General features: G+C 38.7%; 18 protein-coding genes. 15 read left to right on the forward strand and 3 right to left on the reverse strand.

Going from position 1 to position 16,660, the window contains the following annotated elements; translation table 11 throughout:
- The first annotated feature begins 7 nt into the window (after positions 1 to 7).
- The 7 genes from yfmH to SM121_RS02325 all read left to right on the forward strand — a co-directional run bounded on the left by yfmH (position 8) and on the right by SM121_RS02325 (position 5,537).
- On the forward strand, positions 8 to 1,282 hold the full coding sequence (gene yfmH / locus SM121_RS02295) for an EF-P 5-aminopentanol modification-associated protein YfmH (protein ID WP_151379384.1): 1,275 nt from the start codon (positions 8 to 10) through the stop codon (positions 1,280 to 1,282).
- 26 nt (positions 1,283 to 1,308) lie between these two features.
- A complete protein-coding gene (locus SM121_RS02300; RefSeq protein ID WP_129824954.1) occupies positions 1,309 to 1,716 on the forward strand; it encodes a helix-turn-helix domain-containing protein in 408 nt (135 codons plus the stop codon).
- A 31-nt stretch (positions 1,717 to 1,747) separates the two neighbouring features.
- On the forward strand, positions 1,748 to 2,287 hold the full coding sequence (gene pgsA / locus SM121_RS02305; RefSeq protein WP_155172777.1) for a CDP-diacylglycerol--glycerol-3-phosphate 3-phosphatidyltransferase: 540 nt from the start codon (positions 1,748 to 1,750) through the stop codon (positions 2,285 to 2,287).
- Positions 2,288 to 3,112, forward strand: a complete 825-nt coding sequence (locus SM121_RS02310; protein ID WP_155172775.1) for an energy-coupling factor ABC transporter ATP-binding protein — start codon at positions 2,288 to 2,290, stop codon at positions 3,110 to 3,112.
- Positions 3,097 to 3,939 (forward strand): energy-coupling factor transporter ATPase, encoded by an 843-nt coding sequence (locus SM121_RS02315; RefSeq protein ID WP_155172773.1) that lies wholly within the window; start codon positions 3,097 to 3,099, stop codon positions 3,937 to 3,939. The genes SM121_RS02310 and SM121_RS02315 overlap by 16 nt, the downstream gene beginning before the upstream one ends.
- A complete protein-coding gene (locus tag SM121_RS02320; RefSeq protein ID WP_003010805.1) occupies positions 3,932 to 4,729 on the forward strand; it encodes an energy-coupling factor transporter transmembrane component T family protein in 798 nt (265 codons plus the stop codon). Before SM121_RS02315 ends, SM121_RS02320 begins: the two co-directional genes overlap by 8 nt.
- A 157-nt stretch (positions 4,730 to 4,886) precedes the next feature.
- Positions 4,887 to 5,537, forward strand: a complete 651-nt coding sequence (locus SM121_RS02325; RefSeq protein ID WP_003010788.1) for a LysM peptidoglycan-binding domain-containing protein — start codon at positions 4,887 to 4,889, stop codon at positions 5,535 to 5,537.
- Between the two features lie 25 nt (positions 5,538 to 5,562).
- Here the strand turns inward: SM121_RS02325 and SM121_RS02330 are convergent, their stop codons facing one another.
- From SM121_RS02330 to sdaAB, 3 genes are read right to left on the reverse strand one after another with little or no spacing between them, the layout of a single operon-like run.
- Entirely contained in the window at positions 5,563 to 6,192 is a 630-nt protein-coding gene (locus SM121_RS02330; protein ID WP_003012751.1) for an HAD hydrolase-like protein, read from the reverse strand.
- A gap of 1 nt (position 6,193) precedes the next feature.
- Positions 6,194 to 7,066, reverse strand: coding sequence for an L-serine ammonia-lyase, iron-sulfur-dependent, subunit alpha (sdaAA, locus tag SM121_RS02335; protein ID WP_003012869.1), 873 nt, complete (start codon positions 7,064 to 7,066; stop codon positions 6,194 to 6,196).
- Positions 7,067 to 7,075: 9 nt separating this feature from the next.
- Positions 7,076 to 7,747, reverse strand: coding sequence for an L-serine ammonia-lyase, iron-sulfur-dependent subunit beta (gene sdaAB, locus SM121_RS02340; RefSeq protein ID WP_003002135.1), 672 nt, complete (start codon positions 7,745 to 7,747; stop codon positions 7,076 to 7,078).
- A 228-nt stretch (positions 7,748 to 7,975) separates the two neighbouring features.
- Between sdaAB and apf the strand changes: the two genes are divergently transcribed.
- From apf to SM121_RS02380, 8 genes are all read left to right on the forward strand, one after another.
- On the forward strand, positions 7,976 to 8,518 hold the full coding sequence (apf, locus tag SM121_RS02345) for an aggregation-promoting factor (protein ID WP_320911056.1): 543 nt from the start codon (positions 7,976 to 7,978) through the stop codon (positions 8,516 to 8,518).
- 204 nt (positions 8,519 to 8,722) lie between these two features.
- A complete protein-coding gene (mnmA, locus tag SM121_RS02350; protein WP_003012790.1) occupies positions 8,723 to 9,844 on the forward strand; it encodes a tRNA 2-thiouridine(34) synthase MnmA in 1,122 nt (373 codons plus the stop codon).
- Between the two features lie 137 nt (positions 9,845 to 9,981).
- Positions 9,982 to 10,437: an NUDIX hydrolase gene (locus tag SM121_RS02355; protein ID WP_320911057.1), complete on the forward strand. Its 456-nt coding sequence runs from the start codon at positions 9,982 to 9,984 to the stop codon at positions 10,435 to 10,437.
- A gap of 10 nt (positions 10,438 to 10,447) precedes the next feature.
- The gene (gene mnmG / locus SM121_RS02360; protein WP_320911058.1) at positions 10,448 to 12,358 is read left to right on the forward strand and encodes a tRNA uridine-5-carboxymethylaminomethyl(34) synthesis enzyme MnmG; all 1,911 of its coding nucleotides are present in this window, start codon (positions 10,448 to 10,450) and stop codon (positions 12,356 to 12,358) included.
- 197 nt (positions 12,359 to 12,555) lie between these two features.
- On the forward strand, positions 12,556 to 14,532 hold the full coding sequence (locus SM121_RS02365; RefSeq protein WP_050807265.1) for a DHH family phosphoesterase: 1,977 nt from the start codon (positions 12,556 to 12,558) through the stop codon (positions 14,530 to 14,532).
- On the forward strand, positions 14,529 to 14,981 hold the full coding sequence (gene rplI, locus SM121_RS02370; RefSeq protein WP_320911059.1) for a 50S ribosomal protein L9: 453 nt from the start codon (positions 14,529 to 14,531) through the stop codon (positions 14,979 to 14,981). Before SM121_RS02365 ends, rplI begins: the two co-directional genes overlap by 4 nt.
- Before the next feature lie 25 nt (positions 14,982 to 15,006).
- Complete coding sequence (dnaB, locus tag SM121_RS02375) at positions 15,007 to 16,365, forward strand: replicative DNA helicase (RefSeq protein ID WP_320911060.1); 1,359 nt, start codon at positions 15,007 to 15,009, stop codon at positions 16,363 to 16,365.
- Position 16,366: 1 nt separating this feature from the next.
- Positions 16,367 to 16,639 (forward strand): Veg family protein, encoded by a 273-nt coding sequence (locus SM121_RS02380; RefSeq protein WP_003009183.1) that lies wholly within the window; start codon positions 16,367 to 16,369, stop codon positions 16,637 to 16,639.
- Positions 16,640 to 16,660 lie beyond the last annotated feature (21 nt).

Here is a 16,660-nt window from a genome sequence, read left to right on the forward strand (position 1 = left end):
GTAAAGATTGAAAATTAAAGAAAAATATTATGAATCGGTTGGTGAGCAAGTTTACTTTACACGCTTGTCAAATGGGTTGACTATTCATTTAATTCCCAAAGAAGATTATTATGAAACCTATGGAATAATCACAACTAAGTTTGGCTCAGTGGATACACGAATTCTAGTGAATGGTGATGAAAGGCAATATCCTGCAGGAATTGCTCATTTCCTAGAACACAAAGTATTTGAAGATGAAAATGGTCAAGATTATTTAAAAAAATTCGTTCATTTAGGATCGGAAAGTAATGCCTTTACAAGCTTTACAAAGACAAGTTATCTTTTTTCAACAACTTCAAAAGTCCCTGAAAATATTCAATTGTTATTGGAGATGGTTTCAAAGGTTTCCTTTACAGAAAAATCTGTATCTAAGGAAAGAGAAATCATTCAACAAGAAATTGGAATGTACCAAGATAGTCCAGACTATCGATTATTTTTTGGTGCTTTAGAAAATTTATATCCTGGAACACCGTTAGCAGATGATATTGCTGGGACTAGGGAGTCTATTTCTGACATTACAATAGATAATCTCCGTGAAAACTTTGATCTATTCTATCATCCCTCTCAAATGCACTTATTAGTGATCGGAAACTTTGATGTTGATGAAGTATTGCAAGTAGTAAAAAAACATGATCTAGTTCCTCCTCATCCATCTGTGGAGTTAGAACGTTTTCCTGTAGAAAAAAATGAAGTAAGATTGAATCAATCTTGTAGAATGGAAGTTGCTACTCCTAAGTTGGCAATTGGAATTCGAGGAAATGATATCATTAAGGAAGAGGAAATATTTCGTTATAAATTGATGTTGAAATTACTATTTTCGATGATGTTTGGTTGGACTTCGCAACGGTTTCAAAGTTTATACGAAGCTGGGAAAATTGACAACTCATTGACACTTGAAGTCGAGGTTGAGGAATTATTTCATTTCGTTATTTTGACAATGGATACTCAAGAACCGGTGTCCTTATCTCATCAATTTAGGTCCGCGATCAAACAATTCGAGAAGGATCCAGATGTGAATCAGGAACATTTGGATACGATTAAAAGCGAAATGTTTGGTGATTTCTTACAAGGTTTAAATTCGCTTGAGTATAGTGCCACTCAGTTTGAATATTTTTCAGACGGTAGCACTTCTTATGATCTTCCAAAGATTTTACAAGGTATTAGTTTACAAGATATCATCAAATTAGGGCGTCAGTTCATCGACCAGGCTGAGATGGTTGACTATATGATTTTTCAAAAGTAGTAAACAATGTATCAAGAAGGGAAAACATGAAGAAGAGAACGATTGGTCAAGTGTTAAGATTGTCAAGAGTAAATTTACACTTAAGTTTACAGGATGTGTCAAATAAGACAGCTATTGAAATTCCTTATATAGAAGCGTTGGAAAACGATGAGTTTGATCTATTACCGAGTCCCTTTTACGCTCAGATCTATCTTAAAAAGTTAGCATGGGCTTTGGGATTAGATGAGTCCATTCTATTGACAGCTTTTCGCGAAGGAAAAGAATTGTTATTTGATGAAGAAATACTTGTAGATGACGAAGAGCTTCATTCAAGAAAATTAAGACAGAAAGCGAGCTGGTTACCAATCCTATATTATCTACTAGTGAGTTTTGCCATTCTTGGCTTTGTGATTTATATCGTATATTTTTATAAATTTACAGCATCTGTAAAATAGATGTAAAGATAGTTTATTTTTTGGAGGAAGTATGAAAAAAGAAAATATTCCTAATGCATTGACATTAATTCGGGTTGTGATGATTCCTATTTTTATTGCCATTTTAAGTTTAAGTCATTCTTACTTAGGACATATTGTAGCAGCAGTTATTTTTGCAATTGCTAGTATTACAGATTATTTAGATGGCTTTCTTGCACGAAAATGGAATGTAGTTAGTAATTTTGGTAAATTTGCCGATCCAATGGCAGATAAATTATTGGTCATGTCAGCCTTTATCATGATGATTGAATTAAAAATGGTTCCTGCTTGGATTGTAGCCGTTATTATTTGTCGTGAGTTAGCTGTTACTGGTTTGCGTCTTCTACTTGTTGAGACAGGTGGTACAGTTCTTGCTGCAGCCATGCCTGGAAAAATTAAAACATTTAGCCAAATGTTTGCCATTATCTTTTTGCTTTGCCATTGGACTCTTCCAGGGCAAGTGTTGCTTTATATTGCATTGATTTTTACAATTTATTCTGGTTACGACTACTTTAAGGGAAGTAGCTATCTCTTTAAAGACACATTTAAATAAATGAAACAGATGATTGAGCTAAAAAATGTATCCTTTCGATACGATAAAACAGTAGAAGAGTATCAAATTGACACGGTTTCGTTTCACGTGAAACAAGGAGAGTGGCTTTCGATTGTTGGACACAATGGTAGTGGGAAATCTACAGTTGTACGCCTGATTGATGGTCTTTTGGAAGCTGAGTCTGGTGAGATTTACATTGATGGAAAACAACTGACTCGTGAAACCATATGGGAAATCCGTAGTAAAATTGGGATTGTATTTCAGAATCCTGATAACCAATTTGTTGGTGCAACAGTAGAAGATGATGTTGCCTTTGGTTTAGAAAATCAAGGAATTCCACGGGAAGAAATGCTTCAACGAGTAGAGAAGGCTATTGAGCAAGTTGGTATGCTGGAGTTTAAAGATCGCGAACCATCTCGTTTGTCAGGTGGTCAAAAGCAACGGGTGGCCATAGCAGGTATTATCGCCTTGAGACCAACTATTATTATCCTTGATGAAGCAACTAGTATGTTAGATCCAGAAGGCAGAGAGGATCTAATGGCGGTAATGAGAGAACTTCAGAAAAAATTTCAATTAACAATTATCTCCATTACCCATGATTTAACCGAAATTGCCTTAAGTGATCGAACACTCGTGTTTCAAAAAGGAAAACTAGAGTCTTCTATGACGCCACGGGAATTGTTTTCAAGAAATGATCTCAATGAGATTGGACTAGATAAGCCTTTTAGTAAGCAGGTTCAAGAATCTCTCAGCTCGCATTTTCCGCTAAAACAGGATTATCTAACAGAAAGTGAGTTATTAGACCAACTATGGGAATCTCTTTAAAGAATGTCTATTATACTTATCAAGAGGGAAGTCCTTTTGAAGGGCAGGCGCTTTCTGATATTAGTTTGGAAATAAAAGATGGATCTTATACAGCCATTATCGGGCATACTGGTAGTGGCAAGTCTACTTTGTTGCAATTACTAAATGGTTTACTGCGTCCGACTAAAGGAACGATTCAATTTGAAGATTTTGTTTTAGATAATCATTCTGAGCCAAAAGAAATGAAGTACCTGAGAAAAAAAGTCGGTTTGGTTTTTCAATTTCCAGAAAGTCAGCTGTTTGCAGAAACCGTTCTAGCTGATGTAGCCTTTGGACCACAAAATTTTGGGGTACCTAAGGATAAAGCGGAGGAAATAGCCAAAGAAAAATTAGCGATCGTTGGTTTAGAAGAGTCTATCTATGATAAAAGTCCATTTGAACTATCTGGTGGACAGATGAGACGGGTTGCGATCGCGGGTATTTTAGCTATCGAACCAGAGATTTTAGTATTGGACGAGCCGACAGCAGGGCTAGATCCTGCTGGAAGAAAGGAATTGATGGTGTTGTTTGAGACATTACATAAAAATGGGATGACCCTAGTTCTGGTAACTCATACGATGGATGATGTAGCAAATTTTGCTGATACCGTATTTGCTTTAGAAGCGGGAAAACTTGTCCTAAACGGATCCCCAAGGGAAGTGTTTCAACAGGTTGAGTATTTACAAAAACTTCAATTAGGAGTCCCACAAATTACGAATTTTGCTCTTCAATTGAAACGAAGAGGACTTCCTCTGGACAGACTACCAATCAAAATTGAGGAACTTAAGGAGCTGTTACTTCATGAATAATATGATTTTAGGAAGGTATATTCCTGGAAACTCCATTATCCACCAACTGGATCCTCGTGGGAAGTTGCTCTCAATGTTTTTATTCATATTTCTTCTGTTTTGGGCAAATAATATCCAGACAAATGTTCTTCTCTTTGGTTTTATTTTTGTTTTAATGTATCTAACGAGGATTTCGGTTAGTTTTTATATTAAAGGCTTAAAATCAATGATTTTTATCATTGCTTTTACAACTATTTTTCAATTATTTGCGACCTCTCAAGGAACTATTTTGTATCAATGGTGGTTTTTTAAATTAACCGACCAAGGATTGATGCAAGCCACCATCATATTTTGTAGATTTATTTTAATCATTTTTTATTCGACGATTTTAACCGTGACGACGACACCATTGAGTTTAGCAGATGCTGTTGAAAAGATCCTTACACCACTAAAAATTATTAAGGTTCCGGCTCATGAGATTGGGTTAATGCTATCTATGAGTTTGCGCTTTGTTCCAACCTTAGTAGATGATACGAATCGAATCATGAATGCGCAAAGGGCGCGTGGTGTTGATTTTGGTGAAGGAAATCTATTAAAAAGGATCCGTTCCTTTATTCCGATCCTCATTCCTTTGTTTGCCTCAAGTTTTAAACGCGCAGATGCATTAGCAATTGCGATGGAAGCGAGAGGGTACAAAGGCGGTGAGGGACGAACACGCTATCGGACTCTGCAGTGGGGAGTAAAAGATAGCCTGGCATTGCTCGTTATTCTGTGTCTCATGTTGATAGTTTTTTATCTAAAAAATGGATAGAGCTAGTTGTATTGGTTCAAAAATAAGGAAAAAGCGCTATACAAAGCGCTTTTTACATTAAATTCACATATTCTTGTAACATTTGTAATATATTCTACAATAAACTGTAACATTTTGTGTGTATGATAGAATTATGTTCGAAAGGAGAATAGAATTCATGAACAGTAAAAAGTTCCAATGGACAGTCACTTCCCTACTTTCAGCAGCATCACTTTTCATTTCTGGTATTGCTACAGTGAATGCTAAAACTTACGAAGTGAAGTCTGGAGATACTCTATCAAAAATTGCACTAGAAAATAACACTTCAGTAGAAAATATTATTGCATCTAACAATCTGACCAATGAAGATTTGATCTATGCAGGACAAATTATTGAGTTAGGTGAGCGCTCAAAATCTATGATTGATAAAGTTGCTCCACAAGAGCAAGCAAAACCTGCTGAAAGTGCACCTACAGCAACTGTAACAGCACAAACTGCTCAAAAACAAACAACTTATGCAGCAAATGCTGCAGTGACTTCTGCACAATCAACAAATGGTGGAATTGTTCTATCAAATGGGAATACTGCTGGAGAACAAGGATCTTATGCAGCTGCTCGTATGGCTGAAATGACTGGTGTACCTGCTTCTACTTGGGAAGCAATTATTGCCCGTGAATCAAATGGTCAAGTAAATGCAGCAAATGCTTCTGGTGCTAGTGGTTTGTTCCAAACAATGCCAGGTTGGGGTTCAACTGCAACAGTTGATGATCAAATCCAGGCTGCATACAATGCATATAGCTCACAAGGTTTATCAGCTTGGGGTTATTAAAAAAATAGGTTTACAATTTGTAAACCTATTTTTTTAATGTCTCAAGAATATCAAGTGGAGAGTGACAAATAAAATCTGGTGAGTAAAGAAGTAGCTCTTCAAGATCTCCAAATCCCCAAGTGACGGCCATGGTTTTTATGCCAACTGTTTGACCTCCAATGAGGTCAAATTTTGTGTCTCCAATAATCACTGTCTCCTCTTTTGGAAGCTCATTGATTGACAAGGCGTATCGAATGACATCGGCTTTGTGGATACGATCTGAATTTGATCCATAAATTCCTTTAAAGTATTTAGCGATACCTAAATCTTGACACATCTGCAAAGCAACTGGTTCATGTTTTGAAGTAGTTACATAAAGAGGAATGTTTTCGTCTTGTAATGCTTTCAAAGCTTCTACTATCTGAGAAAACAGAGTTGATTTGTATTGACCTTTTTCATGATAATACTGGCGATAGATAGTTACGGCTTGATCTACCAAAGTTTCAGGAAGGGTAGCTTCAAAACTAGAAATCAAAGGTGGTCCCATAAAACTACGGATGGTTTTGAGATCGGGTTGAGGCACCTTCAAAGTATCGAATGTATGTTGAAAGCTCTCTGTAATTCCCTTGGAACTATCAACTAATGTTCCATCTAAGTCAAAGAATAAGGCTTGCATGTTATTCTCCAAATATCTCTTTTTGTAATCTACGTCCGGTTGGTGTTGCTGCCAATCCTCCTTCAGCTGTTTCTCTAAAGGCAGTCGGAAGACTAGAACCAACTTGGTACATGGCGTCAATAACTTCATCAACAGGTATTTTTGATTCAATGCCTGCTAAGGCCATATCAGCAGCAATGAAGGCATAGCTGGCTCCCATTGCGTTTCGTTTGACACATGGAACTTCCACGAGTCCTGCTACTGGATCACAAATGAGGCCAAGCATGTTTTTGATGACAAAACAGACTGCCTGACTCGCTTGATAAGGAGTTCCCCCGGCAGCTAGTGTCAATGCAGCCGCACTCATAGCTGAAGCAGAACCGACTTCTGCTTGACAACCACCTTCTGCACCTGAAATAGAAGCATTATTGGCGATGACTAAACCAAAAGCTCCAGCTGTCAGTAGAAAATCTAATTGTTGCTGACGGTTTAACCCTAATTTTTGGGTTGCTGCAGTGAGAACTGCGGGAAGGCAGCCAGCAGATCCTGCAGTGGGTGTTGCACAGACCAGTCCCATTTTAGCATTGTGTTCGTTGACAGCAATAGCATTCTTCGCTGCGGTTAGGACTGTCAAGTCAGATAACGTTTTTCCTGATTTGATATAGCGATCTAATTTTGCGGCATCCCCACCGGTTAACCCACTACGAGAGTGGTTTTCATTTAACCCTAACCTTACAGAATCAATCATCACTTCTAAATTACGGGTCATTAATCGTAGGACTTCTTCTCGTTCACGACCAGTTAGTTCAAATTCAGTTGCAATCATTAACTCTGCAACGTTTCCTTCGTATTGCGTGCTTGCTTGTTCTACGAGGTCTACAATTGAATAAAACATATGAACTCCTTATTTGAAAAAGTTGACATTATGAAGATGAGGGATTTTACGGATATCTTCGATAGCTGCTTCACAACTCCTGGAGTCAACTTCTATAATCATAATCGCTTTTTCTCCAGCTTTTTCCCGCGTCACATTCATTTGTGCAATATTAATATCATAGCGAGAAAGAGCTTCTGTCACATGAGCGATCATTCCAGGGACGTCTTGGTGAACAATGATAATGGTTGGAGTATTCATATTTAGCGAGATGGCAAAGCCATTTAATTCAGTAACCTGTATGTTCCCACCCCCAATTGAGATTCCAGTGACAGAAATCGTTTTATGGTCATTTTTTACAGTAATAGTCGTTGTGTTTGGGTGAGGAGCATTGCTTTCTTTTTGAATAGACCAAACAATCCGAATACCTCGTTCATGTGCAATTTTTAGACTATCTGGGATTCTAGGATCATCTGTGTCCATTCCTAAGATGCCCGCTACTAAGGCTAAATCTGTTCCATGACCACGATAGGTTTTGGCGAAGGAATTAAATAATTGAAACTCAACTTCTTTTGGCTCCTCTCCAAATATAGAAGAAACAATTTTACCAATTCGAACAGCACCTGCAGTGTGACTACTGGATGGGCCAATCATCACAGGTCCAATAATATCAAAAACTGATTGGAATTTTAAAGAGTTCATGCTCTGCTCCTTTGTGATCACTTTACTTCATTATATCAGATATGGCTGATGATTTCTTCTATTTTTCCCGAAATATCTGAGAAATCTTAAAGGGGGCTTAAAGCATTTATATTATCCTGGAATTTTAGTATTTCTAACATCTGACTGAAATATTTGACACATTATTTCAATAAATATGAAATATTTCTTGTGTAGTATAGAGGTATACCAATAAAGGAGTACAGAATAATGAATAAAAAACAAATGATGAAACGAATTATTGGACTTAGTTTACTTGCAGGCCTTTTCCTTCCAATTGTAGCGCATGCAGATTCTTATACTGTAAAATCAGGTGATACTTTATCAGCTATTGCTAAAGAGAAGAACACAACGGTTAATGCAATTGCTAAGAAAAATAAGATTAGTAACGTGAATCTCATCTCAGTTGGTCAAGTTCTTGAGATTGAAGATGCAAATACAACGCAGAAAACCACGGAGCAAGCTCCTGCTAGTAAAACTGATACTACACAAGCAACAACTACTGTCTCTGCTTCAGATGGCTTGAGTGCGGAAGATGCAGCTGCTAAGGAATGGATTGCCCAAAAAGAGTCAAGTGGTAGTTATACAGCACAAAATGGCCAATATTATGGTCGTTACCAATTGACTATCACTTATTTGAATGGTGATTTATCACCTGCAAACCAAGAAAAAGTGGCCAATCAATATGTTGTCAGCCGTTATGGATCATGGTCAGCAGCTAAAAATTTCTGGTTGGCAAATGGATGGTATTAAATTCGTATGAAAAGAGTTCTTGAATAGGACTCTTTTTATATTTACAGACCTGTAAACCCATCGATCCTGATCAACAAAAAGAATAGTAAGATGCTTGTTTTCTAATATAAAGCGTGTTAAAATGGTAACTGCTCAAAACGACCTTCAATCGTTGAAGCAAACCACGACCTTCAATCGTGAGAAACGAAAAGATGGGAGAAATCTATGAGTGATAACTCGAAAACACGTGTTGTCGTTGGTATGAGTGGTGGTGTGGATTCATCTGTAACAGCTTTATTATTAAAGCAACAGGGTTACGATGTCATCGGCATCTTCATGAAAAACTGGGACGACACAGACGAAAATGGCGTCTGTACAGCTACAGAAGATTACAAAGATGTAGCAGCGGTTGCAGACCAAATTGGCATTCCTTACTATTCTGTCAACTTTGAGAAAGAATACTGGGATCGTGTCTTTGAATATTTTCTTGCCGAATACCGAGCTGGTCGAACACCAAATCCGGATGTCATGTGTAATAAGGAAATCAAATTTAAGGCCTTCTTAGATTATGCCATGACACTCGGTGCCGATTATGTAGCGACAGGGCACTATGCGCGCGTGGCGCGTGATGAGGACGGCATTGTTCATATGTTACGTGGCGTTGACAACGGTAAGGACCAAACTTATTTCTTAAGCCAACTGTCACAAGAACAACTTCAAAAAACCATGTTCCCATTGGGATATTTGGAAAAGCCTGAGGTCCGCCGTCTAGCTGAAGAAGCTGGATTGGCAACAGCTAAAAAGAAAGACTCAACTGGAATTTGCTTTATTGGAGAAAAGAATTTCAAAGAATTTCTAGGGAACTACCTTCCTGCCCAACCAGGTCGAATGATGACCATCGATGGACGAGATATGGGCGAACATGCTGGTTTGATGTATTACACAATCGGTCAACGGGGTGGACTTGGAATTGGTGGCCAACAAGGTGGAGACAATGCTCCATGGTTTGTAGTTGGTAAAGACCTCAGTCAAAATATTCTTTATGTCGGTCAAGGCTTCTACCATGAAGCATTGATGTCAACAAGTTTACAGGCTAGTCAAGTTCACTTTACACGAGATATGCCAGAAGAGTTTACATTAGAGTGTACAGCTAAGTTCCGCTACCGTCAACCGGATTCCAAGGTGACTGTACACGTTAAAGGTGACAAGGCAGAAGTGATTTTTGCAGAACCTCAACGAGCCATTACACCAGGACAAGCTGTTGTTTTTTACGACGGTGAAGAGTGTCTAGGCGGTGGCTTGATTGACAATGCTTATCGGGATGGAAAAGTTTGTCAGTATATTTAGATTGACAAATTTTCTCAATTTGCTACAATAATAAAAGCAATAGAAATGATGGTCAAAGCTCATGGATGTTGCAGGCTTTTTTGTCCTGCACTTCTCAGAGTTTTGACTATTTTTGTGTGATTTCGAAAGGAAGTAAAATGAAGCAACAGGATTTTCGGACGAAAATAGGTTCTACTGTTTTTGGTGTGAGAGCGACTGCTTTGATTGTAAAAGATAACCGCTTGTTCGTCATAGAAGATGAGGACGGCTGTTATACAATCGGAGGTGCTATTCAAGTCAATGAAACTACAGAAGATGCGGTGGTTCGGGAAGTCAAAGAGGAACTTGGTGTCACATCTACAGCAGGTCCGTTAGCTTTCGTGGTTGAAAATCACTTTGAACAAGCTGGAATCCACTACCATAACATTGAATTTCATTATTTAGTGGACTTGCTAGAAGATGCACCTTTGGTCATGCAGGAAGATACAAAGCAATTACCTTGTCGTTGGATTGCTTTAGATGATTTACATACTGTCGACCTGAAACCGGCTTTTTTAAAATCAGCCCTACCAGACTGGGACGGAAAATTACGACACATCCATCTTGAGAAATAGGAGAAATAGAATGAATAATAACTTTATAGAAGAATACGATATCATTGTAATCGGTGCGGGGCATGCGGGAGTAGAAGCCTCTCTAGCTGCTAGCCGTATGGGTTGTAAGGTCTTACTTGCGACTATTAACATTGAAATGCTGGCTTTTATGCCTTGTAATCCCTCTATTGGTGGTTCTGCTAAGGGGATTGTCGTGCGTGAAGTCGATGCCCTCGGTGGAGAAATGGCGAAGAATATCGACAAGACCTACATCCAAATGAAAATGCTCAATACTGGTAAAGGTCCTGCGGTTCGTGCACTTCGGGCTCAAGCAGATAAAGAACTTTACTCAAAAGAAATGCGGAAAACGGTTGAAAACCAAGAAAATTTAACTCTTCGCCAAACTATGATTGATGAGATTTTGGTGGAGAATGGTAAGGTTGTTGGTGTAAGGACTGCCACTCACCAAGAGTATGGGGCAAAGGCTGTTATTGTCACTACTGGGACAGCTTTACGCGGAGAAATTATCATTGGAGATCTCAAGTATTCGTCAGGACCTAATCATAGTCTAGCTTCTATCAATTTGGCTGATAATCTCAAACAGCTAGGATTAGAAATTGGACGTTTCAAAACAGGGACGCCACCTCGTGTAAAGGCATCGTCAATTAACTATGACGAAACGGAAATTCAACCTGGAGATGAAGCTCCAAATCATTTTTCTTATACATCGCGTGATGAAGATTATGTAAAGGATCAGGTTCCTTGTTGGTTGACTTATACGAATGGGCATAGCCATGAAATTATCCAGAATAATTTACACCGAGCACCTATGTTTACGGGGGTTGTAAAGGGAGTGGGTCCTCGCTATTGTCCGTCCATTGAGGATAAAATTGTCCGTTTTGCTGACAAAGAACGTCATCAACTATTCTTAGAACCTGAGGGGCGAAATACAGAAGAAGTCTATGTTCAAGGGCTGTCAACGAGTTTACCAGAGGATGTTCAACGGGATCTCGTCCATTCTATTAAGGGACTTGAGAAGGCAGAAATGATGCGAACGGGTTATGCGATTGAGTATGATATGGTTTTGCCTCATCAATTGCGCGCAACTTTGGAAACCAAGAAAATTTCAGGTCTCTTTACAGCTGGCCAAACCAATGGAACGTCTGGCTATGAGGAGGCTGCTGGTCAAGGAATTATTGCAGGGATCAATGCGGCTCTAAAAATCCAAGGAAAACCAGAACTCATTTTGAAACGCAGTGATGGTTATATTGGAGTCATGATCGATGATTTGGTAACAAAGGGAACGATCGAACCGTATCGTTTGTTAACAAGCCGTGCAGAATACCGTTTGATTTTGCGTCATGATAATGCCGATATGCGCTTGACAGAAATGGGACGAGCAATTGGATTGGTAGATGATGAACGTTGGCAACGTTTCGAAACTAAGAAGTATCAGTTTGAAAACGAGATGAAGCGTTTAGATAGCATTAAGTTAAAGCCTGTAAAGGAAACCAATGAGAAGGTTGCTGCAATAGGCTTTAAACCATTGACAGATGCTGTCACTGCTAAAGAATTCTTGAGACGACCAGAAGTCTCTTACCAAGATGTGGTAGAATTTATCGGTCCTGCAGCTGAAGAACTGGATGATAAAATCATTGAATTGATTGAAACTGAAATTAAATATGAAGGCTATATTTCAAAAGCAATGGACCAAGTCGAAAAAATGAAGCGTATGGAAGAAAAACGAATTCCTGCGAATATTGACTGGGATGATATTGACTCTATTGCAACCGAAGCGCGTCAAAAATTTAAATTAATTAATCCAGAAACGATTGGTCAAGCAAGTCGTATCTCAGGTGTCAATCCAGCGGATATCTCTATTTTAATGGTTTACTTGGAAGGTAAATCGCGGAGCATCTCCAAAAACAAAGCAAACCACTAATCAAATGGGGCTGAGATGATGTTTCAGCCTCAATTTTATAGATTGAAATCTGTTGTTGCTATTTACACTGTTGTAAATGATGTTTACAAAGTAGTGAAGTTGAGGAAGAGTTTTTACGGGTCTTTCTTCTCTGTAATATAGAGAGAAACCTCGCTTTTTACCTCTATTTATGGTATAATTCCGAGAAGAGGTTTATGATGAAAAAATTTCGTTTATCGTTCATCCATTATGTATTAATTGGTTTTATTTCATTTGCAATTTTAGCAATTTTTTTAAGAATCTTTGGCAAAGGCTATGTAACTCTCGTTGCAATTTTTTTAGTCTTAGCTGGATTGATTGCTTTATTTGAATACCAGTTACAAATTTCAGAGTTAGATGAATTAGAACAAATACAATATGTTAATCATCAGGCAGAAAGCGGATTAGCATCCCTCCTTGATAAAATGCCTGTTGGAGTTATCAAAATTAATGAAGAGTCAAATGAAGTAGAGTGGTTCAACCCTTATGCTGAATTGATTTTTTCAACAGATGATGGGGACTTTGATGTTGAATCATTGAAAAAGTTACTCAATACTCTATTTGAGGATAAAGGTCATTATGTCACTGTAGCCGATAAGAAATATTCTGTTTACTTTGATCAGACGTCTAGTGTTGTTTACTTTTTTGATGTTTCAAGTGAGTATGAAGCAACTGTGGGATTGGTGACAACTCGTCCTGTTATCGGTATTATTTCTGTTGATAACTATGATGATCTAGAAGATGTCATTTCAGACTCTGATATTAGTAATATCAATAGTTTTATTGCCAACTTTGTAGAAGAGTTTACAGCTCATTACCATATGTTTTACAGACGTGTGGGGATGGATCGTTTCTATTTGTTTACAGACTACACGGTCTTAGAACAGTTGATGGAATCAAAATTTTCAGTCATCGATCAATTCCGTGAAGAAGCTAAAAATCGTGAGCTACCTATTACCTTAAGTATGGGATTCTCGTACGGTGATGGAGAGCATGATGAGATTGGTAAAGTGGCTCTCTTGAACCTAAACCTTGCGGAAGTTCGTGGTGGGGATCAAGCAGTAGTCAAAGAAAACGATGAACAGAAAAACCCTATTTTCTTTGGTGGGGGAACAGCTTCGGCTGTGAAGCGGACTCGGACTCGCACACGCGCTATGATGACAGCTATTTCGGATAAGATTAAATCCGTTGATCAAGTCTTCATTGTTGGACATAGAAACTTGGATATGGATGCTTTAGGAGCGTCTGTAGGAATGCAGTTTTTCTCTAGCAATATTTTGGCTTCCTCTTATGTGGTTTATGACCCGCATGCAATGGCTAGTGATATTTCAAGAGCAATTGCGAAACTAGAAGAAGAGCAGGTAACGAAAATCCTTACCCTAGAGGAAGCCATGCAAATGGTGACGGATCGCTCTTTGTTAATTATGGTTGACCATTCTAAGACAGCCTTGACTCTTTCAAAAGAGTTTTATCAGGAATTTCAACAGATTATTGTCATTGACCATCACCGTCGGGATGATGATTTCCCTGAAAATGTTCTGATCACCTATATTGAAAGTGGAGCAAGTAGTGCGAGCGAATTGGTTAGTGAACTGATTCAGTTCCAGAAGTCGAAGAAAAATCGGTTGACGAAGATTCAAGCTAGTGTCTTGATGGCTGGAATCATGCTGGATACTAAGAACTTCTCCACTCGTGTTACAAGTCGGACCTTTGATGTGGCGAGTTACCTTCGTTCAAGAGGTAGTGATAGTGTAGCCATCCAGGAGATCTCTGCTATTCAGTTTGATGAGTACCGCGAAGTGAACGAACTGATCTTGACTGGTGAAAAGATTTTTCCGCATATCATCGTAGCTTGTGCTAATACAACTAAAGCCTATGATTCAGTAACCATTAGTAAGGCTGCTGATAGTATGCTTGCCATGTCTGAGGTGGAAGCAACCTTTGTCATTGCTTGTAATCAAAGTGGAACTGTCTCAATTTCTGCACGAAGTCGAAGCAAAGTCAATGTACAGCGTATCATGGAACAGCTTGGTGGAGGAGGTCATTTCAACTCGGCGGCCTCTCAAATTGAGGGTCAAGATTTGATGAGTATTCGTCAACAACTGATTGAGACTATTGAAAGCGAAGTAACTATGGAAAAGGAGAATGTAGAATGAAAGTTATTTTCTTAGCGGATGTAAAAGGTAAAGGTAAAAAAGGCGAAATTAAAGAAGTGCCTACTGGTTATGCACAAAACTTTTTGATCAAGAAAAATCTTGCGAAAGAAGCCAATGCCCAAGCAATCGGTGAACTTCGTGGAAAGCAAAAGTCAGAAGAAAAAGCGCATGCTGAATTGTTAGCGGAAGCGCAAAAGATTAAAACAAAATTAGAAGAAGAAGCAACTGTTGTTCAATTCACTGAAAAAATTGGGCCAGATGGCCGTACTTTCGGCTCTATTACCAATAAAAAGATTGCAGAAGAGCTTGAGAAACAATTTGGCATTAAAATTGATAAACGTCATATCCAAGTTTCCTCTCCAATTCGTTCAACAGGTTTGATTGACGTTCCTGTAAAAATTTATCAAGATGTTACAGGTGTGATTAATATTTGTGTAAACGAAGGGTAAACACGATCGATAGAAAGGTTATTTTATGGCTGAGTTAGAGGAATTACGAACACAACCTCAGGATATCCAAGCGGAGCAATCAGTGTTGGGAGCCATCTTTATTGATGAGGGGAAATTGGTCTTTGTTCGTGAATATATCGAGCCTGGCGATTTCTTTAAGTATTCGCACCGTTTGATTTTTAAAGCCATGATCGATCTAGCTGAGCGCGGGGATGCGATTGATGCGACGACTGTTCGAAATATTTTAGATAATCAAGGGGATCTTCAAAATATTGGCGGACTCTCTTATTTGGTAGAAGTCATTAATTCGGTACCAACTTCAGCTAACGCGGAGTATTACGCGAAGATTGTTGCTGAAAAAGCTGTCTTACGTCGGTTGATCTCTCGATTGACGGAAAGTATTAATCAAGCTTATGATGGTGCAAGTCCTTCAGATGAAATCATCGCGGGTGCTGAAAAAGCTCTGATTGATGTTAGTGAAAACGCAAATCGTAGTGGATTTAAAAATATTCGAGACATCTTGAATAGTAACTTTGGTAGCTTAGAAGCCCGCTCGCTTCAAACCTCTGATATCACGGGTATTGCGACAGGCTATCGCGATTTGGACCATATGACGACAGGGCTACATGAGGAAGAGTTGATTATTTTAGCGGCTCGTCCTGCAGTAGGGAAAACAGCCTTTGCTCTAAATATTGCTCAAAATATCGGGACAAAGTTGGATAAGACAGTGGCTATTTTCTCATTAGAAATGGGTGCTGAAAGTTTGGTTGACCGGATGTTAGCAGCTGAAGGCTTGATTGAATCCCATTCGATTCGTACAGGTCAATTGACGGATGAAGAATGGCGGAAATATGCCATTGCTCAAGGAAATTTGGCCAATGCGAGTATTTACATCGATGATACCCCAGGAATTCGGATCACTGAGATTCGTTCGAGAGCAAGAAAATTAGCGCAGGAAACAGGGAATCTCGGTCTTATTCTGATTGACTACCTGCAGCTGATTACAGGGACTGGAAGAGAAAACCGTCAACAGGAAGTTTCAGAAATTTCTCGTCAGTTAAAGATTTTGGCTAAGGAACTAAAAGTTCCCGTTATTGCTTTGAGTCAGCTGTCACGTGGTGTGGAACAGCGCCAAGACAAACGCCCTGTTCTTTCTGATATTCGTGAATCTGGATCGATTGAGCAGGATGCGGATATTGTTGCTTTCTTGTACCGTGATGATTATTATGATCGAGCTGGTGAAGAGGAAGAAGATGGAATGCCCAATAATACGGTTGAAGTAATTATTGAGAAAAACCGTTCAGGTGCGCGTGGGACAGTCGAATTAATATTCCAAAAGGAATACAATAAATTCTCAAGTATTTCAAAGAGAGAGGATCAATAAGATGAGTGATGCATTTACAGATGTTGCAAAAATGAAAAAAATTAAAGAAGAAATCAAGGCCCATGAAGGACAAGTGGTTGAAATGACGCTTGAAAATGGACGGAAACGTCAAAAAAATAAATTTGGACGCTTGATTGAGGTCTATCCTTCTTTATTTATTATCGAGTATACGAACGACAATAGCTTACCAGGTGAACCGGCCAATACATACGTGGAGTCTTACACCTATTCAGATATTTTAACAGAGAAAAATTTAATTCGTTATTTGGATTAATTTCTTGCTTTTATCGTCTAA

The organism is Streptococcus sp. S1 (genome assembly GCF_034137685.1).
Classification (GTDB): Bacteria; Bacillota; Bacilli; order Lactobacillales; family Streptococcaceae; genus Streptococcus; species Streptococcus dentalis.